Below are 24,621 nucleotides of genomic sequence, written 5' to 3' on the forward strand. Positions count from 1 at the left end.
CCATGTAAAAACGGCTGGCACGCAGGGTGACCAGCCGTTGGTGCTGCGTGGCTTGACGATCAGAGCTTGGCTTCGACCCAGGTCGCGACGCTCTTGAGCGCTTCTTTCAGGTTCTCCGGCTGCGTACCGCCAGCCTGCGCCATGTCCGGACGGCCGCCGCCCTTGCCGCCGACCTGTGCCGCGACATGGTTGGCGATCTCGCCGGCCTTGATCCGGCCGGTCAGATCCTTGGAGACGCGGGCGATGATGCTGACCTTGTCGTCCTGTGCGCTTGCCAGTACCGCAATGCCCGAGCCGATGCGGTCCATCAGCTTGTCGCTCATCTCGCGCAGCGTGCCGCCGTCGACGCCTTCGACGTTGGACACCACGACCTTGACGTCCTTGATCGTCAGCATGCCCAGACCGACCAGCTGGTCGAGCTGACCGAAGGCCATCTGGCTCTTGAGCAGCTGTGCTTCCTTCTGTGCGGCCTTGAGCTCGGCCTGCAGCTTCTCGAGCTTGCCGACGAGTTCGCCCGGCTGGGCGCCGGCGATGCCGGTCGCGGCCTTGAGTTCGCCTTCGAGCGCCTGCACCGTGGCCAGTGCACCTTCGCCGGTGACGGCTTCGACGCGGCGCACGCCGGCGGCGACGCCACCTTCGGCGACGATCTTGAAGAAGCCGATGTCGCCGGTGCGGTGGACGTGGGTGCCGCCGCACAGTTCGGTCGAGAACTCGCCCATTTTCAGCACGCGTACTTCGTCGCCGTACTTCTCGCCGAACAGCGCCATCGCGCCGGCCTTGATCGCGTCGTCGTAGCTCATCAGGCCGACGTCGACGGCGTGGTTGGCCATCACGACGTGGTTGACCAGCGCCTCGATCCTGGCGACTTCTTCGGCCGTCAGCGCCTTCGGGTGGCTGAAGTCGAAACGGGTGCGCTCGAACGTGATCAGCGAGCCCTTCTGCTCGACGTGGGTGCCGAGCACGTCGCGCAGTGCGGCATGCAGCAGGTGGGTGGCACTGTGGTTGCGCTGGGTTGCGTGGCGCTTGTGCAGGTCGATCGTTGCGGTGACGCTGTCGCCGACCTTGAGGCTGCCGCGCGCCAGTTTGCCCTGGTGGCCGAAGACGTCGGCCTTGACCTTCTGGGTGTCGGTCACGTCGAACAGCGCATTCAGGCCGCCGGCCACCGAGATCTCGCCGACGTCGCCGGCCTGGCCGCCGGATTCGGCGTAGAACGGCGTGTTGTCGAGCACGACGACGCCTTCGTCACCGGCGGCGAGCTGCTGGACCTGTTCGCTGCCCTTGTAGAGTGCGATCACCGTGGCTTCGGTGCTGACTTCGGTGTAGCCGTGGAAGGTCGATGCGCTGCCGTCATAGGCGAGGCCGGCGGTCATCTTGAAGCTGCCGGCGGCGCGGCCGCGCTCCTGCTCTTCCTTCAGTTCGCGCTCGTAGCCGGCCATGTCGAGTTCGAGATTGCGCTCGCGGCAGATGTCGGCGGTCAGGTCGATCGGGAAGCCGTAGGTGCTGTGCAGCGTGAACGCGGTCTTGCCGTCGAGCACGGTCTTGCCGCCTTCGATCGACTTTTCCAGCAGGGCCATGCCGATGTCGAGCGTGCGCGCGAACTGTTCTTCCTCGGCGCGCAGCGCGTCCTCGATCCTGGCCTGGCCTTCGCGCAGCTGCGGGTAGGCGTCGCCCATCACGCGGGCGAGGTCGTCGACGAGCTTGTGGAAGAAGGTGTTCTTCTGGCCGAGCTTGTAGCCGTGGCGCACCGCGCGGCGGATGATCCGGCGCAGCACGTAGCCGCGGCCTTCGTTGGACGGCAGCACGCCGTCGGCGACGAGGAAGGCGCAGGCACGGATGTGGTCGGCGATGACCTTCAGCGACGGCACGTCCTGGCTGTACGGCACGCCGGTCTCGCGTGCGGCGGCCTTGACCAGCTCGGCGAGAAGATCGGTCTCGTAGTTGGAGTGCACGCCCTGCAGCACGGTCGAGAGCCGTTCGAGGCCCATGCCGGTGTCGACCGACGGCTTGGGCAGCGGATGCAGCGTGCCGGTTTCGTCACGGTTGAACTGCATGAAGACGTTGTTCCAGATCTCCATGTAGCGGTCGCCGTCCTCGTCGGGCGACCCCGGCGGGCCGCCGGCAACCGACGGGCCATGGTCGTAGAAGATTTCGGTACACGGGCCGCAGGGGCCGGTGTCGCCCATCGTCCAGAAGTTGTCCGACGCATACGCTGCGCCCTTGTTGTCGCCGATGCGGACGATCTTCTCGGCAGCCAGGCCCACTTCCTTGTGCCAAATGTCGTACGCCTCGTCGTCCGATGCATAGACGGTGACCATCAGCTTGTCCTTGGGCAGGTTCAGCCACTGGTCGCTGGTCAGGAATTCCCAGGCGAAGGTGATCGCGTCGCGCTTGAAGTAGTCGCCGAAGCTGAAATTGCCCAGCATCTCGAAGAAGGTATGGTGGCGCGCGGTGTAGCCGACGTTCTCGAGGTCGTTGTGCTTTCCCCCGGCGCGCAGGCATTTCTGGCTGGTCGTGGCGCGGGTATAGCTGCGCTTGTCGAAACCGAGGAAACAGTCCTTGAACTGCACCATGCCGGCCACGGTGAACATGATGGTCGGGTCGTTGTTCGGTACCAGCGGGCTGGAGGCGACGACCTGGTGGTGCTTGCTGGCGAAGAAGTCGAGGAACTTCTGGCGAATCTCGGCGGTTTTCATGGGCGCTGGGCTCGAAAAGGCGTGCAAATGGCAAACCTTGGATTCTAAAGGAAAGCCCGCCGGGGCGGGTAGCGGCGGGCTTGCTGCGGGGCGGGCTGTTGCGGTTGCCGGCGTTCAGCGACGGGCGAAGCGGCGGTTGATGCCCCAGCCGATCAGCCCGCACAGCGCCATGGCGAATGCCAGCGGCCGGGCCGTGCCGTCGTGGATCATGCCCATCGCGAAGGTCGCGATCGTGGCGAGGCCGTACTGCAGCGTACCGAGCAAGGAGGACGCGCTGCCGGCGCGCTCGGGATGGTTGGCGAGCGAGGCGGCGGCGGCGTTCGGGTTGACGAAGCCGAGGCTGGTCATGAACGCGAAAATGCCGGCCAGCAACAGCACCATGGTGATGCTGCCGGTGACGGCACCGGCGATGGCGAGCAGGACGGCGGCGGCCAGTGTCGCCGTCAGCCCGTGGCGCAGCAAGGTGTAGATGCCGTTGCTCTTGAGTAGCGCGGCGTTGATCTGCGATGCGCCGATCAGCCCGACCGCATTGGCGCAGAAGACCCAGCTGTAAGCGTTGGGGCTGAGGTGGAACAGCTCGATCAGCACGAAGGGCGAGCCGGCGAGGTAGGCGTACAGCCCGGCCTGGGCAAAACCGCCGGACACCGCGTGAACGCTGAAGTCGCGGTCGCGAAGGATCTCGACATAGCTGCGGAACACCCTGAACGGATTCAGCGAGGTCGCCGGATCGGGCTGGCGGCTTTCCTTGAGCGTGGCGACGACGGCGATCAGGCAAGCGAGCCCGAAGGCGACGTTGATGCCGAAGATCACCCGCCAGTTCGATACCTGCAGCACGTAGCTGCCGAGCAGCGGGGCGAGGATCGGCGAGACGCCCATGATCAGCATCAGCATCGAGAACGAGCGCGCGGCTTCGCGCGGATCGCAACGGTCGCGCACGATCGCGCGCGCCAGCACGATGCCCGAACACGCACCGATGGCCTGGACGAAGCGCCAGAACATCAGTGCCTCGATGCTCTGCGCCAGCATGCAGCCGACCGAGGCGAGAGAATACAGCACCAGCCCGGCGACCAGCGGCCGTCTGCGGCCGAAACGGTCGCTGGCCGGGCCGTAGATCAGCTGGCCGGACAGCATGCCGACGAAGAAGGTCGTCAGCGTCAGCTGTACCGCGCCGCTGCTGGCGTTCAGGCTTTGCTGGATGGCCGGAAACGCCGGCAGGTACATGTCGATCGACACCGAGCCGATCGCGGTGAGGATGCCGAGCAGCAGCATCCAGCCGGGGATGTGAAAACGTTGGGATGAGGACATGGCCATATGCTGCCAGCAATCGGGAATTGTTACATCGAAAATAATCCCGAAGGAAACCAAGTCGCCATGGCGATCAAGGGCGGCAGAAGCGGGCCCTCGATCGCGCCGCGACCGGATCAGTAGCCGACGGTGAAACGGCTGCGGCTGTGCTTCGGTGTTTCGAGCTCGTCGATCATCGCGACCGCGTAGTCCTCGACCGAGATCATGCTGTTGCCGTCGGCGTCGACGAGCAACTGGTCACCGCCGAGGCGGAAAGCGCCGGTCCGCTCGCCCGGTTGCAGCATCGCCGACGGGCTCAGCAGCGTCCAGTCGAGGGCGGTTTCGGCGCGCAGCAGGTTCAGCGCTTCGCGGGCGCCGAGCGCCGACGCTTTCCACTGCTCGGGAAACTCGGGCGTGTCGACGAGCTGCACACCCGGTGCGACCTCGAGGCTGCCGGCACCGCCGACGACCAGCAGGCGGGGAACGCCGGCGGCCTTGCTTGCGGCGACGATGGACTTGAAACCGTCGACGAAGTAGCCGAGCACATCGCTCTGGGCGTGGCCGCTGAAGGCGCTGATCACCGCGTCGTGGCCCTTGAGTTGTGCTGCCAGCGCTGCGGTGTCCTGAACCTTGACGGCGACGCCGGTCAGGCTGGCATGTGGCTGCAGTTTTTCCGGGTGCTGGACCAGTGCGGTGACGCGATGGCCGCGGGCGAGGGCTTCGGCGAGCAGTTTGGAACCGACGTAGCCGGTCGCACCGATGAGGGCGATATTCATGAAAAGCTCCTTGGGGTCAGGCGTGGGTAGCGACGAACTCGATCAGTGCGACCGGGTTCTGGAAAAGCAGGGCATTGGGGACGATGACGACGTCGTCGCCACGCCGCAGCAGCAGCACCGGGACGCCGCGCAGGTTGAGCTGGCGCATCAGCATCCGGGCTTGGGCAACGTCGTGGTGCAGCGCTTCGGGCCAGCGGGCGGCAAAACCGGCCTGCAGCGCGGTGGCATCAAGGCCGAAGTCGCCGGCGAGCGCGGCGAGCTGCGGCGCATCGACCAGCACGCCGTCGACGTAGCGCAGCGCCTGCACCCGTTGTAGAACGTCGAGCGCCTGTCCGGTGCGCTCGCGGATCCGCATGTCGCTGCGCCAGAAGTCGGCGTCGGCAGCGGGTACGTCGGCCGCACCGGCGAACAGGCCGGTCGGCAGCAGCCGCCACGGCAGCGGGCTGGCGTCGCGCAGCGCGGCCAGCGCGGGGTGGGCGCCGTAGCACCAGCCGCAGCTGGGGTCGAACAGCAGGATCAGTTCGGTGGACATGGTGGCATCCGTTCAATCGATGTGGCGATGATGCGCTTTGCGATTGAACGGATAAACCGCACAGTTGATAATTGACTGTTGTTTATATGGAAACAATGGCAATGGCCCACGACCTGAACCTGCTGGCGGCGTTTGCCGCCGTCGCCGAAACCGGCAGCTTCACCGCCGCGGCCGAGCGCATCGGCAGGCCGAAGTCGCAACTGAGCCTGCAGGTCAGCCGGCTCGAGGCCGAACTGGGCGTGCGGCTGTTCACGCGGACGACGCGCAAGGTCAGCCTGACCGAGGCCGGCAGTGCCCTGTTCGACGACTGTGCACCGCTGCTGCGCGAGATGCAGGCGGCGCTCGAACGGCTCGACGCCGACCGGCGGGAACCGAGCGGGCTGCTGCGGCTGACGGTGTCGGCCGAGTATGCGGCGACGGTGCTGGCGCCGCTGATCGTCGGCTTTCTCGAACGCTATCCGAAGATGGAGATCGACATCGTCACTGCCAGCGAGCAGGTCGATCTGGTCGACGCGCGGCTGGATCTGGCGATCCGCATGGGCTGGCTCAAGGACTCGAGCCTGCGGGCTGTGCCGCTCGGTGATTTCGGCCAGTGGGTCGTCGCCGCACCGGATTACCTGAGACGGCACGGCACGCCGCAGACGCCGGCCGATCTGGCCGCGCACCGCTGGGTGGCGCTGACCTTGCTGCGTTCACCGCTGCAATGGACGTTTGCGGCACCGGCCGGCGGCGACGAAGCGGTCAGGGTGAAGGCGGCGCTGAAGGTCAACTCGACCGCCGGGCTGCAGGGGCTGGTGAGCGCCGGGGCAGGGCTGTCGACGCTGCCGGATTTCATGGTGGCCGAACAGGTCCGGATCGGCCAACTGACGCGGGTATTGAGCGGCTACGCGCTGCCGCGAGCCGGCATCTACGCGGTCTACCCCGATGGCCGGCACGTGCCGGCCAAGGTCAGGGCTTTCATCGACCACGTGCGCGATGCGCTGGTCGCAGCGCCCTAATGGCTGTCGTCGTCTTCGCCGCCGATGACCTTGTAGACGACGTCGAGCGAGAAGCCGCGGCCGGCGAGGAAGCGTGCCTGTCTGGCGCGTTCTTTGGCGTCCTGCGGCGGTGCGCCGAACTTCTTCTGCCATTGTGACCGGGCCTGGGCGAATTCGTCGTCGGCGACATCGGCCAGTGCCGCGTCGATCAGTTCGTCGGCTACGCCTTTCTGCCGCAGCTCGGCGCGCAGCCGTTGCGGGCCGTAGCGTTGCGAGCGGAAGTGCGCCCATTGCTCGGCAAAGCGTTCGTCCGACAGCCAGCCACGTGCGACGAGGTCGTCGAGGATCGCGTCGAGCGCGGCTTCGTCGCCGTCGGCGTGCGGCAGCAGCTTCTGGCGCAGTTCGAGGCGCGCGTACTCACGCCGTGCCAGATGGCCGAGGGCGCGGTTGCGCAGGGTCGGGGTCGTCGGGGGCATGCAGGCTCCAATGCAAAACGGCCGGTAAACCGGCCGTCTTTTTCGGGGAGGGTGGCTTATTCGGCCAGTGCCTCGGCGTCGTCATCGATCGCCGCACCGGTATCGAGCGGCAGCACCGGGCCGATCTTTTCGCGCACCTTGGCGACGATCTCGGCGGCCACTTCCGGATTGTCCTTCAGGTACTGGCGCGAATTCTCCATGCCCTGGCCGATCTTGTTGCCGTTGTAGCTGTACCAGGCGCCCGATTTCTCGACGATTTTCTGCGCGACGCCCTGTTCGATGATTTCGCCTTCGCGCGAAATGCCTTCGCCGTAGAGGATGTCGAAGGTGACGATGCGGAACGGCGGGGCGACCTTGTTCTTGGCGATCTTGACCTTGGTCTGGTTGCCGATGATCTCGTCGCCCTTTTTCACCGCGCCGATCCGGCGGATGTCGAGGCGCACCGATGCGTAGAACTTGAGCGCGTTGCCGCCGGTGGTGGTTTCCGGGCTCTGGCCGGGCATCATCACGCCAATTTTCATCCGGAGCTGGTTGATGAAGATCACCAGCGTGTTGGTGCGCTTGATGTTGCCGGTCAGCTTGCGCAGCGCCTGGCTCATCAGCCGCGCCTGCAGGCCGACGTGAACGTCGCCCATTTCGCCTTCGATTTCGGCCTTCGGCACCAGCGCGGCGACCGAGTCGACGACGATGATGTCGACACCGCCCGAGCGGACCAGCATGTCGGCGATTTCCAGCGCCTGTTCACCGGTGTCCGGCTGCGAGATGAGCATTTCCGGCACGTTGACGCCAAGGCGGGCGGCGTAGATCGGGTCGAGCGCGTTTTCGGCGTCGATGTAGGCGGCGGTGCCGCCGAGCTTCTGGATTTCGGCAACCACGTGCAGGCACAGCGTCGTCTTGCCCGACGATTCCGGCCCGAAGATCTCGACGATGCGGCCGCGCGGCAGCCCGCCGACGCCCAGCGCGAGGTCAAGGCCCAGCGAGCCGGTCGACACGACCTGCAGGTCGTTCTCGATCTGGTTTTCGCCCATCTTCATGATGGAGCCCTTGCCGAACTGCCGTTCGATCTGCGCCAGTGCCGCGGCAAGCGCCTTGCTCTTGTTGTCGTCCATGTCCGTCGATCCGGGGGTCGTTTGTCTTGGTGCCGATTGTAGAACAATTGTTCTACGAATAAAAGCGCATCGGTCCGGATTGTCGTACATCAACGATGGGCAAGGCCGAGGCCGTTTGCGGGGAGACAGATTTACATGGATCAAAGCGTGTCCAACTCCTTGGGCGGCGGCAAATTGCACGCGGCATAATGCCGTCTCTTGCGGGGAGGGATTCGGATGCGGGTGATCGTGCTGGGGGCTGGGGTGGTCGGCGTCACGTCGGCGTGGTTTTTGGCGCAGGCCGGGCACGAGGTGACGGTGATCGACCGCGAGCCGGCGGCCGGGCTGGAAACGAGCTACGCCAATGGCGGGCAGATCTCGGTCTGCCATGCCGAACCCTGGGCCAACCCGAAGGCGCCGTGGAAGACGCTGCAATGGCTGGGCGAGGAAGACGCGCCGCTGCTGTTCCGTCTGAAGATGGACCCGGCGCAGTGGCGCTGGGGCCTGCGCTTCCTGCAGGAGTGCACGCCGGCGCGCGCACGCAGCAACCTGCAGAACCTGGTGCGGCTCGGGCTCTACAGCCGTGCGCAGCTGCAGCAGCTGCGCGCCGATACCGGGCTGCACTACGACGAGCTCTCGAAGGGCATCCTGCACTACTACACCGATCTGGCCGATTTCGAGGCGGCGATCCCGGCCGCGGCGGCGATGCGCGAGATCGGGCTCGACCGCGAGGTGAAGAATGCGGCCGAATGCATCGCGATCGAGCCGGCGCTGGCGAAGAGCCACCTGCCCATCGTCGGCGGCACGTACACGTCGACGGACGAGTCGGGCGACGCCTGCATCTTCACGCAGGAACTGGCCGAGCTCGCGGCCGGCCAAGGCGTGCGCTTCCGCTACCAGACCCGCATCGTTCGGCTGCATCAGGCGGGCGGGCAGATCGCCGGTGTCGATGTCGAATACGACGACGATGGCGACACTGTGAGCGAAACGCTGCACGCCGACGCCTATCTGGTCTGCCTGGGCAGCTACAGCCCGCTCTTGCTGAAGCAGGTCGGCATCACGCTCGACATCTATCCGGCCAAGGGCTACTCGGCGACGATCCCGATCGTCGATACCGATCTGGCGCCGACGGTGAGCCTGACCGACGATGGCTACAAGCTGGTGTTCTCGCGTCTGGGCGACCGGCTGCGGGTGGCCGGCACGGCCGAATTCAACGGCTACAATCTCGAACTGAACGAGGTGCGCTGCAAGGCGCTGATTACGCGGACCAGCGAGATCTTCCCGCAGATCGCCGGTTATGGCGACGCCGAGTTCTGGTGCGGGCTGCGGCCGGCGACGCCGGGCAACCTGCCCTATATCGGCCGCAGCCGGATCGGCAACCTGTACCTGAACACCGGCCACGGTACGCTGGGGTGGACCGAATCGTGCGGTTCCGGCCATGCAATCGCCGAACTGATCTCGGGGCGTCGTCCCGAAGTCGATTTCCCGTTTTTGTAAGGATATTCCTGATGCGCGGCTGTCTTGGCATCGCGGTCGGATTGATGGTGGCGGCGCAGGCCCTGGCGGCGAAGCCGGTCAGGCTTCGTGCACAGGTGCAGGCCCCCGGCTGCCAAGTGGGGGATGCCGGGTCCGTATCGCGGGATTGCCCGGCGGTGGTCAGGACACAGCTCGAAGTCGATGCCCTGACCGGTTTGCAGTCGAACCGCGTGCTGGTGGAGTACTGATGCGACACTGCGTTTTCATTCTCCTGCTGCTCGGCGGCGCCGCCCATGCCGATACCCGCGGCATGCCGGTGACGGCGTCGGTGCCCGGAAGCTGCAAGTTCAGCAATGCCGATGACGTGGTGCTCGATTTCGGCGCGCTGGTACCCGGCCAGGGGCAGCGGCAGGTGTCGCAGCCGGTGGCGTTCACGTGCAGCACCGGAACGCACTACACCGTGACGATGGACCTGGGCCGCTCTCCGGACGGGGCGCAGCGGCGGATGCGCGGCGATAGCGGTGCTTTCATTCCCTATGCGCTGAGTGCGGATCCGATGGGGGGCACCGGCCAGGGCGAGCTGACGCCGATCACGCTGACCCTGACCGCGAGTGTCGATGCGGCGGCCTATGTCGACAGCCCGGTCGGCAATTACAGCGACAACGTGGTGCTGACCGTTTCTCCCTGATTTGCATGTGGGTTTTACCGTATTGCGCCGGTAGTTTGATACATAAGTTGAATATCCCGACTGATTAAACTTACACAAAGATCAAGTTGAATCACTTGTTTCCAGCTCGGAAACAGCGGGAGAACATCATGAAAAAGGGGATCTGCTGGGCCATCGGCTCCACCATGCTGGTGATGGCTGCTGGCAGCGCTTATGCGGTCGACAAGAACGTGCAGATCAAGGCACACGTCGAGGGGACCTGCCAGTTTGAGGATGCCAACGACGTCGTGATCGACTTCGGTACGCTGACCCCGGGCGGCGGCGACCAGACCAAATCCGCCGGGACCAGCTTCTGGTGCACCAATGGCGTGAACTACACGGTGTCGCTCGATAACGGCCTGAATCCGGACGGCAGCAACAACCGCCAGATGCTCCTGTCCGGCGGCACGGCGACCGACGTGATCGGCTATACCCTGGCCGCGGACAAGACAACCGGCGCGGGTACCGGTTCGAGCACGCCGATACCGGTGTTGCTGACCGCGGGCGTGAAGGGCGCCGACTATCAGAACGCCAAGGTTGGTGATTACAATGACACGGTAATCATGACCCTCGATCTGGCTCCGTGACCCTCAATACCGTGTTTAAGGCCGGCCTGGCCGGCTTGCTGTTTGCCGCAACAGCCGCCCGGGCAACCGGATTCGGCATCTCGCCGGTCCGCATCGATTTCACGCCGCAGGATCGTGCCAATGCGATCACGGTGACCAACAACAGCGATGCACCGCTCAGGGTGGCGGTGTCGCTGAAGGCCTGGCAGCAGGACGCGGCCGGCAAAGACCAGTACACGCCGTCCGATGCGCTGGTGTACTTCCCGCGCCAGCTTGAACTTCCGCCCAAGGCCAGCAAGGTGATCCGGCTCGGGCCGAAGGGCGCACGCGGCGAGCAGGAGCAGGCGTTCCGGCTCTACGTGAGCGAGCAGACCGGCGCCGGCGCGCCCAGGCAGGGGCAGGTGGCGATGCTGGTCAGCTTTGGCGTGCCGGTGTTCGTCCAGCCGCTGAAACCGGCGCCGTCGGTCAAGGCGGTGGCAAACGCAGCCAGGGGCCGGCTCGACGTCAGGGTCGAGAACGACGGCAACACGACGCTCAAGATCAAGCAGGCGACGTTCTCCGACGGCAGCTCGGTTGATCGCTTCGACGCCTGGTACCTGCTGCCGGGCATTGCGCGCAGCTACGGTCTCAAGCTGCCCGAAGCGCTGTGCACACAGGAGAAACCGGTGTTGACGCTGGCGTTCGACCACAAGACGCTGGCCGTGCCGCTGACCTTGAAACCGGCCGACTGCAAAAGCTGATGTTGCGTTTCTGCCGGGGACTGATGTTCGCGCTGCTGGCCGGCACGGCCAGTGCCGAGGCCATTCTGGTGGCTGTGCGCGTCAACGACGTCGACCGCGGTGCGCAGCGCGGCTGGCTCGAGGCCGGCCGGCTCTGGCTCGCCAGCGACGACGTGCGCCAGCTCGGGCTGAAGCTCGACGGCCAGTCGGCCGAGTTCGACGGTGTCCGCTACCTGCAGATCGACTCGCTCAAGGACGTCCAGAGTCGCTACGACCCGGACCAGCTTGCCGTGTCGCTGACCGTCGCGCCCGAACGGATCGGCGAGCAGACGATCTCGCTCTACGGCACGTCGCGCCCGGCCGAGGTCTGGCGCGGCGGCGTTTCCGGCTACCTCAACTACAGCGTATCGACTTTCCGCAATCCGGACGGCAGCGACGGCTACGGCTTTGCGCCGCTGCTCAACCTGTCTGCCGGCGGCTGGAACCTGCGCAGCGACCAGAACTACCAGTCGTCCGGCCGCGACGAGCGCTGGCAGCGCGTCACCACTGCGGCGAGCTACGACTGGCCGGACAGCATGGCGCGGCTGACGCTCGGCGATCTGTCGCCGGTGACCGGCACGCTCGGCAGCGCGCCGCAACTGGCCGGGATCGGCTACGCGCGCGTGTTCTCGATGCAGCAGGATTTCGGCAGTTCGCCGTCGATGTCGGCCACCGTTCCGGTGACGACGCCGTCGACGGCCGAGGTCTACCTCAACGGCGAGCGCATCCGTACCGATAGCCTGAGCCCCGGCCTGTACCAGTTCCAGGACCTGCGCTATTTCGCCGGGCTGCAGAACGTGCAGATCGTGGTTCGCGACGAATACGGCAACCGCCAGACGATCAACGTGCCGTACTACTTCGACGACAGCCTGCTCAAGGCAGGCCTCAACGATTTCAACTACAACGCCGGCGTCTGGCGCCGGCCCGCAGGCTTCGACGACTACGGCGGCTTTGCCTACTCGCTGTACCACCGCTACGGCGTGAGCGACGGCCTGACCGTCGGTGCGCGCGCCGAAGGCAATCCCGACTACGACTCGGCCGGCGGGCTGCTGACGATGCGGCTTGGCCGTGCCGGCGTGCTCTCGGGGGCATTCTCGTGGGCGCGGCACGACGACGGCAACGAGGGCGATGCACAGTATCTGGCCTACCGCTTCGACGAGCGCAGCTGGAGCCTGCGCGGTTTTGCCCAGCACATCGACCCAGGCTATGTGGCCGCCGATACCAGCTTTGCGCCGCCGCGCTGGAGCGGTGGCGCCGGCGGCAGCTGGGGTGCGCCGGCGTGGGGCAACTGGAGCCTCGACTGGTCGCGCCAGGTCGGAGGCATGCTGCCGACGCAGAACCAGTGGCGCCTCGGCTATTCGGTGGCGCCGCTGCGCTCGGTCTCGCTGTCGATGAATCTGACGCTGGCCGATACCGGCGACAACACGTCGGTCGGCGGCTATGTGAACCTGTCGTGGTTCTTCGACAGCCGGACCACCGCCTCGGCCAGCAGCCAGCGCAGCAATGACGGCAACTGGCAGAGCACGCTGGCGCTGGCGCGCTCGACGCCGTTCGGCGAGGGCTGGGGCTACCGGATCAACGCCCAGCACGGCGATGCCGGCGACGAGGTCGACGGCTCGGTCGATGGCCGCTTCGCGCCGGGGCAGCTGTCGCTGAGCGCGTCGCGCAGCGAAGGCATGGAGACCGCGTGGCGGGCGAGCTGGGCCGGCGCGCTGGTCTACGCCGACGGCGCCGCCGCACTGGCGCGACAGGTGAACCAGAGCTTCGCGATCGCCGAGCTGCCGCTGGCCGGCGTCGGCGTCACCCAGAACGGCCAGCTCGTTGGCCGGACCGGCACCGACGGCCGCGTCGTGCTGCCGGACCTGTCGAGCTACAACAGCCAGCAGATCGCGCTGGTGCAGAACGACATCCCGCTCGATTACGACGTGCCGCAACTGCGGCGCGACGTCCAGCCCGCGTACAACGCCGGCCATCTCACCCGTTTTGCCGCGAAGCCGATCCGCGCCTGGGCGGGGCAACTGCTCGACACCCAAGGGGCGCCGATGGCCAACGCCGTGATCCGGCTGGCCTTGCCCGAAGGCACGCGCAAGCTCGAGACCGCGCTCGACGGCAGTTTCTACGTCGACGACCTCGCCGCCGGCGAGTACCGTTTTGTCGTGACCGACGCAGAGGCGCTGCGTTGCCGGGGCGCGCTGGTGCTGCCGGCCGGCAACGATGTCGTCCAGCAACTGGCGCCGGTGCGCTGCGCAGGAGAGTAGCGATGTACCGATTGTTGTTCGCCCTGTTCCTCGTGATGATCGCCCGCCTGGCCAGCGCCGGCTGCTCGATCGGCTCGGGGCAGGACCCGTCGTTCGGCCAGTACAACCCCGAGTTGTCGAGCACCAGCGTGATCAACTTCTACGTCACGATCACCTGCGACACCGCAACGTCGTACACGCTGCAGGCCGGGCCGGGCACGAACAGCCAGAGCATTTCGTCCCGCTACATGGTTCGGGTCGGCGGTACCGAGCAGCTCGACTACCAGTTGTGCACCGGCATCAACAACGTGAGCTGCTCGACGATTTTCGGCGACGGCACCACCGGCCAGCCGATCACCGGCAACGCACCCGGCGGTGGCGCGGTCAGTCTGGCCAACGCGACGGCGCTGCTCTACGGCAGCCAGCAGGTGCCGGTAGGGGATTATGCCGATATCGTGCCGGTGACCTTGCTACCCTGAAGGCATTGCGCAGCCGCAATGTAGTCGTCCGGTTCCGAAACTACCGCTGTCGGAACCGGTAGAATCGCAGTCGATTTCCTATTCACTCAATGGAGCAAAGCATGACCAAGCTGTTCATCGAAGACCTGGCGCTTGCCGGCAAGCGCGTCCTGATTCGCGTCGACTTCAACGTGCCGGTCAAAAACGGCGTGGTCGAGAGCGACAAGCGCATCCGCGCCGCGCTGCCGACGATCCGCTACGCGCTCGAGCAGGGCGCGTCGGTCGTGCTGATGAGCCACCTCGGCCGCCCGAACGGTGCGCGCGTCGAGAAGTACACGCTGGCGCCGGTGGCGACCCGTCTGGCCGAACTGCTGGGCAAGCCGGTCGCTTTCCTCAATGATTGCGTCGGTCCGGAAGTCGAGGCTTCTGTTGCCAAGCTGCAGGCCGGTCAGGTCGCGCTGCTGGAAAACGTGCGCTTCCACATCGAGGAAGAAGGCAAGGCCAAGGACGCCGACGGCAACAGCGTCAAGGCCGATCCGGCCAAGGTCGAAGCGTTCCGCGCTTCGCTCTCGAAGCTCGGCGATGTGTTCGTCAACGATGCCTTCGGCACCGCGCACCGCGCGCATTCGTCGGTGGTCGGCGTCAACCTGCCGCGCGCTTCGGGCTACCTCTTGAAGAAGGAACTCGAGTTCCTCGGCGATGCGGTCGACCGTCCGGTGCGTCCGTTCGTGGCGATCATCGGCGGCTCGAAGATCTCGGGCAAGATCGACGTGATCCAGGCGCTGCTGCCCAAGGTCGACAAGCTGATCATCGGCGGCGGCATGGCGTTTACCTTCCTCAAGGCCAAGGGTCTCGAGATCGGCAACTCGCTGTGCGAGAACGACCGCGTCGAACTGGCGCGCGAGCTGATGGCGCAAGCCGGCGACAAGCTCGAACTGCCTTCGGACACCATGGTCACCAAGCATCTGGACTTCGACGCCCGCACGCTTGACGGCTTGGTCCAAGTCGATTCGACCGCGATTCCGGCCGATCAGGAAGGCGTCGACGTGGGTGAAGCGTCGTGCAAGCGTTTTGCCGAGATCATCAAGTCGGCCAAGACCGTGCTGTGGAACGGCCCGATGGGTGTGTTCGAAATCGACGCCAGCGCCAAGGGCACCTTCGCCGTGGCGCACGCGCTGGCCGAAGCGACCGCTGCCGGCGCGATCACCGTCGTCGGCGGTGGCGATTCGGTCGCCGCGGTCGAGAAGGCCGGGCTGGAAGACAAGGTGTCGCACGTGTCGACCGGTGGCGGCGCTTCGCTCGAGTTCCTCGAAGGCAAGGCACTGCCGGGCGTCGTGGCGCTGAGCGACAAGTAAGCGTTCCCCGCTTCGCCGGAAAACCGCAGCTTCGGCTGCGGTTTTTTTGCGCCTGCGGTACGGTGGTCATCCGCGGGCCGGGCACTTGGTAACCGTCTGTAAGGTATTGATTAACTGAGAATCGAATTCATTTAGAATCGCCGCTTTTCCGAATCCGGGTTGGGCGAAATGGCTGACATGCCGTCGCGCTGGCGTCGCTGGCACATGTGGGCCGGCGTGGTGCTGGCCTTGCCGTTTCTGGCGATCTGCGTCACCGCGCTGCTGCTGTCGCACAGCAAGACGCTGGGGCTGAAGAAACTTGCAGCGCCGACCGCGTGGTTTCCCGGCTACGCGATCGAGCGGCCCGAGGCCAGAAGCGTGCTCGAACTTGCCGACGGCGGCCTGCTGGTCGGCGGCAAGCACGGCCTGTGGCTGATCCGCGGCAGCCGTGCCGAGCCGGTGCTGACCGCAAACCGGATCGAGGTCTTCCAGCTGCTGGCCGCACCGCAAGGCGTGTTTGCCGCAACCAGCGCCGGGCTGTACCGGCAAGACCGCAACGGCTGGGCGGTGGTGCTGGCCGGCAACGTCACCCAGCTGAGCCGGCTTGCCGACGGCCGGCTGCTCGCCGGCGAGGCCGGCAAGCCGCAGGCCAGCGACGACGGCATCCGCTGGGTGCCGGACGACGCGATCGCGGCAAGGCTGGCCGCATTGCCCAAGGTCGACCCGCCGATCAGCCTTGCCCGGCTGCTGTTCGACATCCATACCGGCAAGGCCCTGCTCGGCAACGACGCCAAGTGGCTGTGGATCGACGCCTGCGCGCTGGTGATGCTGGTGCTGACCTTGTCGGGCAGCTGGCTGTGGATGCGCGGCCGCCGCCGGCGCGTGCGGCTGGCGCAGGCCGCGGCGTGACGCTCGTCCTGATCGGCACCGCCGTGGCCGTACTGTTTGCAACCCTGCTGTGGTGGCAGGCGCAGGGCTGGATCGCGACATGGCAGGACTGGCGCCGCCAGCGTGCCGGCCGCTCGCTGAGCTTGCGCGTGCTCGAACGTGAAACCGTCGGCGGCTGCGTGCGCCTGCGGCTCGGCGCGGTACGCGGCCGCCTGCCGCGGTTCAGCGCCGGCCAGCACCTGCTGGTACACGGCGACGACGGCGCGCGCTGCTACTCGCTGGCGCGCTGGCAGCGATGGCCGGCGCAATACTGGATCGCGATCAAGCCCGAAGGACGCGCATCGTCGTCGATTGCCGCCATGCCGGTCGGCGCGCGGATCTCGGCATCGCTGCCGCGCGGGGCGTTCCACTGCCGGCCAAGTCGCGATGAAGAGGTGCTGCTGATCGCCGGCGGCATCGGCATTACGCCGCTGATGGCGATGCTCGACCGCCTGCGTGCGGCGCCGCCGCGGCGGGTGACGCTGGTGCATGCAGCCCGGACGCGCGACGCGCTGCTGTGGCACGACGAGCTGGCGGCACTGGCCGGTTCGGCCGGCTGGTTCGACTACCGGCCGCGACTCTCCGCGCCGGATGCCGGCTGGCAGGGCGAGCAGGGCCGGCTGAGCCCGCGCGACGTGCAGGCGCTGGTCGCCGACCCGGCCCGCTGTGCCGCGTGGCTCTGCGCCGGCGATGGCATGAGCGGCACCGCGCAGGTCGGCCTGGCGCTGGCCGGTGTCGCCGCCGGGCGCATCCACCGCGAATCGTTCGGCCCTGCCGCCGGTGCGGCGCAGGGTGACGTGCGCATCGCGCTCGCCGACGGCCGCAGCGTCCGCGGCGGTGAAGCGGCGACGCTGCTGGCGGCGCTCGATCCGCTGCAGCCCTATGCGGCAGCGCAGTGCCGCGCCGGCCAGTGCGGCGGCTGCCGCAGCACGCTGCAGTCCGGCGAGGTGCGCTGGCTGATGCGGCCCGATTGCGCGGTTGCCGACGGCGAGGTACTGGCCTGCTGTTGTGCGGCGATGACCGACGTGGTGCTGCAGCCGCATTTCCCGCGCTGACGCGCGGCCGGGTCGGGATTTACCCGATGTCTGCGGCATGGCTGATTAAATAATAATCAATTCTCATTATCAATAAGGTCGATGACGACCATACGGATCGATGGCCGGATATTGAAACCGGTTTCGACCGAACTCCAGGGAGCAAGTGAAGTGAGCAAGCTGTTCAAACTGACCGGTGTGGCCGCCGGGGTCGCGCTGGCCATGCAGGTCCACGCCGCCGAGACAACGCAGCAGGGCGCGGAGACCACGCTGGGCACGGTGTCGGTCGTCGGCAACTGGCTCGACGACGCCAATGGCGTCGACGTGCTCAACCATCCGGGCGCGCGGACCTACGTCGACCAGAAGGTGCTGACCGAAAGCGCTGCCACCAACGTTCGCGAGGTGTTGCGCCGCGTACCGGGCGTGCAGGTGCAGGACAACAACGGCACCGGCGGCAGCGACATTTCGCTCAACGTCGGTGTGCGCGGGCTGACGTCGCGGCTGTCGCCGCGTTCGACCATCCTGCTCGACGGCGTGCCGCTCGCGGTGGCGCCGTATGGCCAGCCGCAGCTGTCGATGGCGCCGCTGGCGATCGGCAACATCGAGGCGATCGACGTCGTCCGCGGCGGCGGCTCGGTGCGCTTCGGGCCGCAGAACGTCGGCGGCATCATCAACTTCGTCAGCCGCTCGGTTCCCAAGCAGTTCGGCGCCAACGTCAGCACCGAAATCCAGGGCGCCGAGCACGGCGGCGTCAAGGAGTTGATCAGCGCTTCGGTCGGCGGGACCAACGACAAGGGGCTCGGCGCGGTGCTGCTGTATTCGGGCGTCAAGGGCGACGGCTACCGCGACGACAACGACCACACCAATATCGACGACGTGATGCTCAAGGCCAGTTACGCGATCACCGAGCGCGATACGCTCGCCGCCAGCCTGCATTACTACGACGCCGGCGCCGACATGCCGGGCGGCCTGTCGGTAAAGGAATACGCGCAGAACCCGTACCAGTCGACCCGGCCGTACGACGACTTTGCCGGCCGCCGCAAGGACGCGTCGCTCAAGTACAGCCACGTCGACGCGACGCGCAAGTTCGAGGTGCTGACCTACTACACCGACAGCTTCCGCGGCAGCCACATCGCCAACGGCGCCTACTACGACATGACCCAGCTCGTTGCGTATCCGCGCAACTACAGCACCTTCGCGATCGAGCCGCGCTACTCGCAGCTGTTCGCCTGGGGCGAGGCCAGCCACGAGATCGGCGTCGGCTACCGCTATCTCGAGGAGAAAATGAGCGAGAAGGCGCTGACCGACAAGGTCAAGGCCGGCGGCGTACCGAAGGGCAACTACGTGCTGACGCAGGACCGCAACGGCGGCACGCAGGCACAGGCGTTCTACATCGACGACACGATCAGCTACGGCCGCTGGACCGTGGTGCCGGGGCTGCGCTACGAGATCATCGACACGCAGTGGAGCGACGTGATGCTCGGCTACAAGCGCGAGCAGCGCTACGAGGAGCCGCTGCCGTCGATCAACGCCAGCTACCACCTCAGCGACGTGTGGAACGTGTTCGCCAACGCCAACACCTCGTTCGGGCCGATGCAGTACTTCCAGATCGCGCAGGGCGGCAGCGGCAACCAGAGCGCGAACGGCCTGACCGCCGAGAAGGCGCACACCTACGAATTCGGCACCCGCTACGACGACGGCCGCTGGGGCGGCGAGGTCACGCTGTTCTACATCGACTTCGACAACGAGATGCAGTACGTCGGCAAGATCCCCGGCCAGCCCAACAGCAGCGACCAGTGGACCAACCTCGGCGCCACCAAGCACCAGGGCATCGAAACCGCCGTCCACTACGACCTCGCCAACGTCGATGCAATGCTCAAGGGGCTGACCGCGTACGCAACCTATGCGTACACCAAGGCGACGTCCGAGCAGGGCGCCTTCGCCGGCAAGGACCTGCCGTTCTACTCGCGCCATGTCGGCACGCTTGGTGCGCGCTACCAGCGTGCGCAGTGGACGTTCAACGTCGACGGTTTCGCGCAGTCGCAGCAGCACTCGCCCGGCCCCGGCCCGAACTACATCACCAGCGAAACGCCGGACGGCCGCTATGGCGACATCGCCGGCTACGCGACGTGGAACGTGCGCGGCGAATACGCATTCGGCCCGCAGTTCTACAACATGAAGCTTGCCGCCGGGATCAAGAACCTGTTCGACCGCGAGTACTACACCCGCTCGACCGACAACAACTACGGCAAGTACGTCGGCCAGCCGCGGACCTACTTCATGCAGGCGTCGTTCGACCTGTAATCGTCGGCCGGACGCACTGCGGCATCATCCCCGGTGCCGCAGCGCCTCGACCACCAGCGCGAACGCCGGCGAAGTCTGCCGGCGGCTCGGGTAATACAGGTGGTAGCCGGCGAAGCGCGGGCACCAGTCGTCGAGTACCGCAATCAGGCTGCCATCGGCGATGTGCGGCAGCGCCATGTCTTCGGGTACGAAGGCCAGCCCGAAGCCGGCCAGCGCGGCGTGCAGCCTCGGCGCGGTGGTGTTGAACACCCACTGGCCCTCGACCCGCACGTTGAGGCGGTGGCCGTCCTTCTCGAACTCCCACGGCAACAGGCCGCCATGGGTCGGCAGCCGCAGGTTGATGCAGTCGTGGCCGGCCAGCTCGTGCGGCGTCTGCGGCGTCGGGCGCCGGCCGAAGTAGTCCGGCGCGCCGACGACGACCATGCGCATGTCCGGACCGATGCGCACCGCGATCATGTCCCTGGCGACCTGATCGCCGAGCCGCACCCCGGCGTCGAAACGGTCGGCGACGATGTCGGTCAGGCCGTAGTCGACGCCGATCTCGATCCTGATGTCGGGGTAGTCGCGCAGCAGCGGCGCGAGCCTGGGCCAGAGCACCTGGCTGGCGGCGTGCTCGGCCGCGGTGATGCGGACCGTGCCGGCCGGCTTGTCGCGCAGCTCGCTCAGCGCGGCGAGCTCGGCCTCGATGTCATCGAAGCGGGGCGCCACCGTCGCCAGCAGTCGCTCGCCGGCCTCGGTCGGCGAGACGCTGCGCGTCGTCCGCGTCAGCAGGCGCAGCCCCAGCCTTTCCTCCAGCCCGCGTATCGTGTGGCTCAGCGCCGACTGCGACACGCCAAGCTGCGCGGCGGCGCGGGTGAAGCTGCCCGCCCGGGCGACGGTGACGAAGGCGAGCAGGTCGTTGAAGTTCTCGCGCGGCATTCATGAGCCCTGTTCATCAGCGTATGCCGATTATGGCGGCTAATCGGTCTCGGCTGCAGCTTCTATATTGCAAGGCTGGGGGAAGGGCGCCCGGCATTCCGCCGTGTGCTGCGCCGGTCCCCGTCACGGAGATTGGCCATGAGCAATGAAGTGCTGGGCTACGCCGCCCATAGCCCCGAGTCCGCGCTGGCGCCTTACCGCTTTGCGCGCCGCGACGCGCGGACCGACGACGTGGTGATCGCCATCGAGTACTGCGGCGTCTGCCATTCGGACCTGCACACCGCGCGCAACGACTGGGCCAACAGCATCTACCCGGTGGTCCCCGGCCACGAGATCATCGGCCGCGTGACCGCTGTCGGTGCCGGCGTCACCCGCTTCAAGCCGGGCGACCGGGTCGGCGTCGGCTGCATGGTCGACTCGTGCCGGGTGTGCGATCCGTGCCTGCGCGGCCACGAGCAGTACTGCACCGCGTTTCCGACGCTGACCTACAACGGCTACGACCGGCATGACCACACCCTGACATCGGGCGGCTATTCCGAACGGATCGTCGTCTCGGAAGCCTTTGTGCTGAACGTCTCCGAAGCGCTGGACCCGGCCGGCACGGCGCCGCTGCTGTGCGCCGGCATCACCACCTGGTCGCCGCTGCGGCACTGGAAAGTCGGCAAGGGCAGCAAGGTCGCCGTCGTCGGTCTCGGCGGGCTCGGCCACATGGCGCTGAAACTCGCCAGCGCGATGGGCGCCGACGTCACGCTGTTCACCCGCTCGCCGGGCAAGGAGGACGACGCGCGATCGCTGGGCGCGAAGCGTATCGTCGTGTCGACCGACGCCGAGCAGATGGCGGCGGTGCAGGGCGAGTTCGACCTGATCGTCGATACCGTGCCTTACGTGCACGACCTGAACCCGTACGTCCCGACGCTGGCGATCGGCGGTACGCTGGTGCTGGTCGGTTACCTTGGCGAACTGAAGCCGATGCTCGATTCCGTGCCGCTGATCATGGGCCGCAGATCGGTCGCCGGTTCGCTGATCGGCGGCATCGCCGAAACGCAGGAGCTGCTCGACTTCTGCGGCGAACACGGCATTACCGCCGACGTCGAGATCATCGCGATGCGGGACATCAATGATGCCTACGAGCGCATGCTCAATAGCGACGTGAAGTACCGCTTCGTCATCGACATGGCGACGCTGAAGGACTGAGTCCGACCTTTGCTGCCAGCGCCCTCGCACCGGTTATCGGGCGAGGGCGCTTGTCCTTGCGCGTGCTTCCGTGGACGCGGGCTTGCGGGGGGCGGGCGCAAATTGATGAGTAAAGTTCATGAGTTCATGCACATTTGTGCGGCTAATCACATGAAAGCGGGGCTGCTACATTGTCCGCATCGGCTGCCGCAGGCAGCGAGCACAGGAGTTGGAAATGGACATCATCCGTAGCGGTTCCCAGCCATCGGCGCGCGGCCCGGCCGATTACTTCACCGGCACGGTGCGCGTCGACCCGCTGTTCCCGGCCAATGCCCCGGCGCGAGCGCTCGGTGTCACCGTCACCTTTGAACCGGGTGCCCGCACCGCCTGGCATACCCACCCGCTGGGCCAGACGCTGATCGTCACCGGCGGCCGCGGCCTGGTGCAGCGCTGGGGCGGCCCGGTCGAAGAGATCCGCCCGGGCGACGTGGTGTGGTTTGCCGCCGGCGAAAAGCACTGGCACGGCGCGACTGCGGCGACGGCGATGACGCATATCGCCATTCAGGAAGTGCAGGACGGCAAGACGGCCGACTTCATGGAGCAGGTCAGCGACGCGCAGTATCAGGGCTGAGCGCGGTCGTTTTCCGCGCCCGTCCCGCCATTCCGGAAAGAACGCCGCAGCGCCTGCCGTCAGCCACGGCACGCTGCCTCAGCCGAACTGCAGCATCTCGCCGTTGCGGTCGAAGGCGAGGAACTGGCCGACGTGGCCCTGCTTGATCATTCCGACCATCCGCTCGAGCGGCTCGCCCGCTTCGTCGCTGCCCGGCGCGCGGCCGGCGCGGCCGCCGAGGCTGGCGACGAAACCGATGTCCCAGCTTTGCGGAATCTGCGCCGATTCGGCCTTGAGCTGGGCGAAGTCGGCGATCTCGGACGGCAGCTTGTCGACGCACATCACCGGCTCCAGCGTGCCGCCTTCGCCGCGCTCGAACCGGGCCTTTTCCTCGGCCGTTGCATCGGCCGGCAGTTCGGCGCGGGTGAACACGAAGAGCAGCCGCTGCGGCTCGGGCTGCTGGCTGGCGGCAATCAGGAAGTCGGCGAAGCTGGCGATCTGCATGGGTCATCCTTTGGTAATGAGGCGTGGGCATCGTGACACAGCCCGGGCTTTTACGGCATAGGTCAAAGGTAGGGCATAAAAAGCCCGGCAATAGCAGAGCCCGGTCTGGAGCGGTCCGGACCGACCCGGGACAGCCCGGGCGCCGAGACGGCCTCGTTACGCGCGGCAAATTTATCCAAAGCAATGTGCAGGCAGTCATGGCAAACACTTGCAGCATCGCTCCCATAACAACTTGCTTACCTGTTGGGTTTCGTCTGATTGGCTTCCAAAGCGCAGCTGGCCACTCTTCCAGGCACGCGCGCTTTTGCGTACCTTGATCACTCAGTCTGTCAATGCGAGCCAGCCATGAGCCACCGCCTGCACAGCAATGCCCGCACCACACCGCTCACCCGCGAGGAAATCCGCCACTCCAGCCTCTCGCAGCGCGAGCTGATGCTGCGCTACAGCGTCGGCAAGGACACCATCCGCAAATGGCAAACGCGCGACGAATTCACCGATCGGTCGCACCGCCCGCATACCCTGCACACTACCTTGTCCCAGACGCAGGAAGCGCTGGTGCTGATTCTGCGCACCACCTTGCTGCTGCCGCTCGATGACCTGGCCGCGGTGGCCCAGCGTTTCATCAACCCGAACGCCACCCGATCCGGCATCAACCGGCTGCTGGTGCGCGAAGGCGTCGGCAACCTCAAGACACTGCAGGCGCAACTGCAGCCGGAAGAACCCGCCGCGCCCTCCAAGGGCTTCAAGGACTACGCACCGGGCTACTTCCATTTGGACATCAAGTACTTGCCGCAGATGCCCGACGAAACCTCGCGCAGCTACCTGTTCGTCGCGATCGACCGGGCCACCCGCTGGGTGTTCCTGCACATCTACCCGGATCAGTCCGAAGCCAGCAGCGTCGACTTCCTGCAGCGCCTGTACAAGGCGGCGCCGATGAAAATCGAGAAACTGCTGACCGACAATGGCAGCCAATTCACCGATCGCTTCACCAGCAAAGCCAAGACCCCGAGCGGACGGCACGTGTTTGATCGCCGTTGTGCAGCCTTGGGGATCGAGCATCGGCTGATCCCGCCGCGCACGCCGCAAATGAATGGCATGGTCGAGCGTTTCAACGGCCGGATCAGCGAGCTGGTGAAGCAGACCCGCTTTGCCAGTGCAGCGGAATTGGCGCAGACGTTGGACGATTACCGGAACGCCTACAACCATCACATCCCGCAAAAAGCGCTGGGCTTCCGGTCACCGATCGAGTCGCTGAAAATGTGGCAAACAGAGCGACCGGAATTGTTCAAGAAAAAAATCTACAAACAAGCGGAACCCGACAACTACGGACGTGAAGAACACCAATGGTGTTGTGATCGCTCAGGGCGGTAACTTTGCGGGCTGGACCTTGTTCGTCAAGAACGGCATTCCGACGTTTGAGTACAACTGGCTGGCATATGAAAACACCGCTGCGACGAGCAAGACGCCGCTGAACAAAGGCGATAACGTCATTACCGTCAAGTTCCGTTACGACGAGAACGGCGTTGGCGGCAAGGGCAATGATTCGGGCCAGGGCAAGGGCGGCAATGCTTACCTTTACCTGAATGGCACGCTGGTGGCCAAGAAACTGGTCCCGAATACGATCGCTCGGATGTTCTCCTTCGACGATGGTGTCGCCGTCGGTGAGGATGAAGGTGGTGCGGTCAGCAAGGCTTACCAGGCGCCATTCAACTTCAATCAAAAGATTGAAAGCGTGACGACCACGATTGTTGATTAATACGGTGGTGGACTGACCTCGATTCGTCGAGCGC

The 24,621-nt window shown here is 66.2% G+C and carries 24 protein-coding genes; 16 read left to right on the forward strand and 8 right to left on the reverse strand.

What is annotated here, in order from left to right:
• Positions 1-59: 59 nt before the first annotated feature.
• The 4 genes from alaS to BJP62_RS17310 form a co-directional block, all read right to left on the reverse strand.
• Positions 60-2,693: an alanine--tRNA ligase gene (alaS, locus tag BJP62_RS17295; protein ID WP_070531842.1), complete on the reverse strand. Its 2,634-nt coding sequence runs from the start codon at positions 2,691-2,693 to the stop codon at positions 60-62.
• 114 nt (positions 2,694-2,807) lie between these two features.
• On the reverse strand, positions 2,808-3,998 hold the full coding sequence (locus BJP62_RS17300) for a multidrug effflux MFS transporter (protein ID WP_236943627.1): 1,191 nt from the start codon (positions 3,996-3,998) through the stop codon (positions 2,808-2,810).
• A gap of 116 nt (positions 3,999-4,114) precedes the next feature.
• Positions 4,115-4,753, reverse strand: coding sequence for an NAD(P)-dependent oxidoreductase (locus tag BJP62_RS17305; protein ID WP_070531847.1), 639 nt, complete (start codon positions 4,751-4,753; stop codon positions 4,115-4,117).
• Between the two features lie 16 nt (positions 4,754-4,769).
• Positions 4,770-5,285, reverse strand: a complete 516-nt coding sequence (locus BJP62_RS17310; protein WP_070531850.1) for a hypothetical protein — start codon at positions 5,283-5,285, stop codon at positions 4,770-4,772.
• Positions 5,286-5,386: 101 nt separating this feature from the next.
• Between BJP62_RS17310 and BJP62_RS17315 the strand changes: the two genes are divergently transcribed.
• Complete coding sequence (locus tag BJP62_RS17315; protein WP_236943628.1) at positions 5,387-6,283, forward strand: LysR family transcriptional regulator; 897 nt, start codon at positions 5,387-5,389, stop codon at positions 6,281-6,283.
• Here BJP62_RS17315 and recX read toward each other — a convergent pair.
• Both recX and recA read right to left on the reverse strand, forming a co-directional pair.
• Complete coding sequence (gene recX, locus BJP62_RS17320) at positions 6,280-6,738, reverse strand: recombination regulator RecX (protein WP_070531856.1); 459 nt, start codon at positions 6,736-6,738, stop codon at positions 6,280-6,282. The genes BJP62_RS17315 and recX overlap by 4 nt on opposite strands.
• A 56-nt stretch (positions 6,739-6,794) precedes the next feature.
• Positions 6,795-7,847 (reverse strand): recombinase RecA, encoded by a 1,053-nt coding sequence (recA, locus tag BJP62_RS17325; protein ID WP_070531858.1) that lies wholly within the window; start codon positions 7,845-7,847, stop codon positions 6,795-6,797.
• Positions 7,848-8,063: 216 nt separating this feature from the next.
• On the opposite strand from recA, the gene BJP62_RS17330 reads away from it, so the two are divergent.
• From BJP62_RS17330 to BJP62_RS17380, 11 genes are all read left to right on the forward strand, one after another.
• Entirely contained in the window at positions 8,064-9,323 is a 1,260-nt protein-coding gene (locus BJP62_RS17330; protein ID WP_070531861.1) for a D-amino acid dehydrogenase, read from the forward strand.
• A gap of 11 nt (positions 9,324-9,334) precedes the next feature.
• On the forward strand, positions 9,335-9,550 hold the full coding sequence (locus tag BJP62_RS17335; protein WP_070531863.1) for a hypothetical protein: 216 nt from the start codon (positions 9,335-9,337) through the stop codon (positions 9,548-9,550).
• Positions 9,550-9,990, forward strand: a complete 441-nt coding sequence (locus BJP62_RS17340) for a spore coat protein U domain-containing protein (RefSeq protein WP_070531866.1) — start codon at positions 9,550-9,552, stop codon at positions 9,988-9,990. The genes BJP62_RS17335 and BJP62_RS17340 overlap by 1 nt, the downstream gene beginning before the upstream one ends.
• A 128-nt stretch (positions 9,991-10,118) precedes the next feature.
• A complete protein-coding gene (locus BJP62_RS17345) occupies positions 10,119-10,595 on the forward strand; it encodes a spore coat protein U domain-containing protein (RefSeq protein ID WP_070531868.1) in 477 nt (158 codons plus the stop codon).
• Positions 10,592-11,314: a molecular chaperone gene (locus tag BJP62_RS17350; protein WP_070531871.1), complete on the forward strand. Its 723-nt coding sequence runs from the start codon at positions 10,592-10,594 to the stop codon at positions 11,312-11,314. The genes BJP62_RS17345 and BJP62_RS17350 overlap by 4 nt, the downstream gene beginning before the upstream one ends.
• A gap of 23 nt (positions 11,315-11,337) precedes the next feature.
• Positions 11,338-13,590, forward strand: a complete 2,253-nt coding sequence (locus BJP62_RS17355; RefSeq protein ID WP_168163853.1) for a fimbria/pilus outer membrane usher protein — start codon at positions 11,338-11,340, stop codon at positions 13,588-13,590.
• A gap of 2 nt (positions 13,591-13,592) precedes the next feature.
• Positions 13,593-14,048, forward strand: coding sequence for a spore coat U domain-containing protein (locus tag BJP62_RS17360; protein ID WP_070531876.1), 456 nt, complete (start codon positions 13,593-13,595; stop codon positions 14,046-14,048).
• A 101-nt stretch (positions 14,049-14,149) separates the two neighbouring features.
• Entirely contained in the window at positions 14,150-15,382 is a 1,233-nt protein-coding gene (gene pgk, locus BJP62_RS17365) for a phosphoglycerate kinase (RefSeq protein ID WP_070531879.1), read from the forward strand.
• A 168-nt stretch (positions 15,383-15,550) separates the two neighbouring features.
• A complete protein-coding gene (locus tag BJP62_RS17370; RefSeq protein ID WP_070531882.1) occupies positions 15,551-16,270 on the forward strand; it encodes a PepSY domain-containing protein in 720 nt (239 codons plus the stop codon).
• Complete coding sequence (locus BJP62_RS17375) at positions 16,267-17,343, forward strand: 2Fe-2S iron-sulfur cluster-binding protein (RefSeq protein ID WP_145927244.1); 1,077 nt, start codon at positions 16,267-16,269, stop codon at positions 17,341-17,343. Before BJP62_RS17370 ends, BJP62_RS17375 begins: the two co-directional genes overlap by 4 nt.
• Positions 17,344-17,493: 150 nt before the next feature.
• On the forward strand, positions 17,494-19,626 hold the full coding sequence (locus tag BJP62_RS17380) for a TonB-dependent siderophore receptor (protein WP_205700928.1): 2,133 nt from the start codon (positions 17,494-17,496) through the stop codon (positions 19,624-19,626).
• Between the two features lie 24 nt (positions 19,627-19,650).
• Here BJP62_RS17380 and BJP62_RS17385 read toward each other — a convergent pair whose 3' ends face one another.
• A complete protein-coding gene (locus BJP62_RS17385) occupies positions 19,651-20,544 on the reverse strand; it encodes a LysR family transcriptional regulator (RefSeq protein ID WP_070531887.1) in 894 nt (297 codons plus the stop codon).
• 138 nt (positions 20,545-20,682) lie between these two features.
• Between BJP62_RS17385 and BJP62_RS17390 the strand changes: the two genes are divergently transcribed.
• Complete coding sequence (locus BJP62_RS17390) at positions 20,683-21,738, forward strand: NAD(P)-dependent alcohol dehydrogenase (protein WP_070531889.1); 1,056 nt, start codon at positions 20,683-20,685, stop codon at positions 21,736-21,738.
• A gap of 214 nt (positions 21,739-21,952) precedes the next feature.
• Positions 21,953-22,348: a cupin domain-containing protein gene (locus BJP62_RS17395; RefSeq protein WP_070531892.1), complete on the forward strand. Its 396-nt coding sequence runs from the start codon at positions 21,953-21,955 to the stop codon at positions 22,346-22,348.
• Positions 22,349-22,426: 78 nt separating this feature from the next.
• Here BJP62_RS17395 and BJP62_RS17400 read toward each other — a convergent pair whose 3' ends face one another.
• Positions 22,427-22,831, reverse strand: a complete 405-nt coding sequence (locus BJP62_RS17400; protein WP_070531895.1) for a ribonucleotide reductase subunit alpha — start codon at positions 22,829-22,831, stop codon at positions 22,427-22,429.
• 345 nt (positions 22,832-23,176) lie between these two features.
• On the opposite strand from BJP62_RS17400, the gene BJP62_RS17405 reads away from it, so the two are divergent.
• Positions 23,177-24,202 (forward strand): IS481 family transposase, encoded by a 1,026-nt coding sequence (locus BJP62_RS17405; RefSeq protein ID WP_070531897.1) that lies wholly within the window; start codon positions 23,177-23,179, stop codon positions 24,200-24,202.
• Positions 24,162-24,587, forward strand: coding sequence for a hypothetical protein (locus BJP62_RS17410; RefSeq protein WP_205700929.1), 426 nt, complete (start codon positions 24,162-24,164; stop codon positions 24,585-24,587). Before BJP62_RS17405 ends, BJP62_RS17410 begins: the two co-directional genes overlap by 41 nt.
• Positions 24,588-24,621 lie beyond the last annotated feature (34 nt).

Origin of the sequence: Jeongeupia sp. USM3 (genome assembly GCF_001808185.1) — a bacterium.
GTDB lineage: Bacteria > Pseudomonadota > Gammaproteobacteria > Burkholderiales > Chitinibacteraceae > Jeongeupia.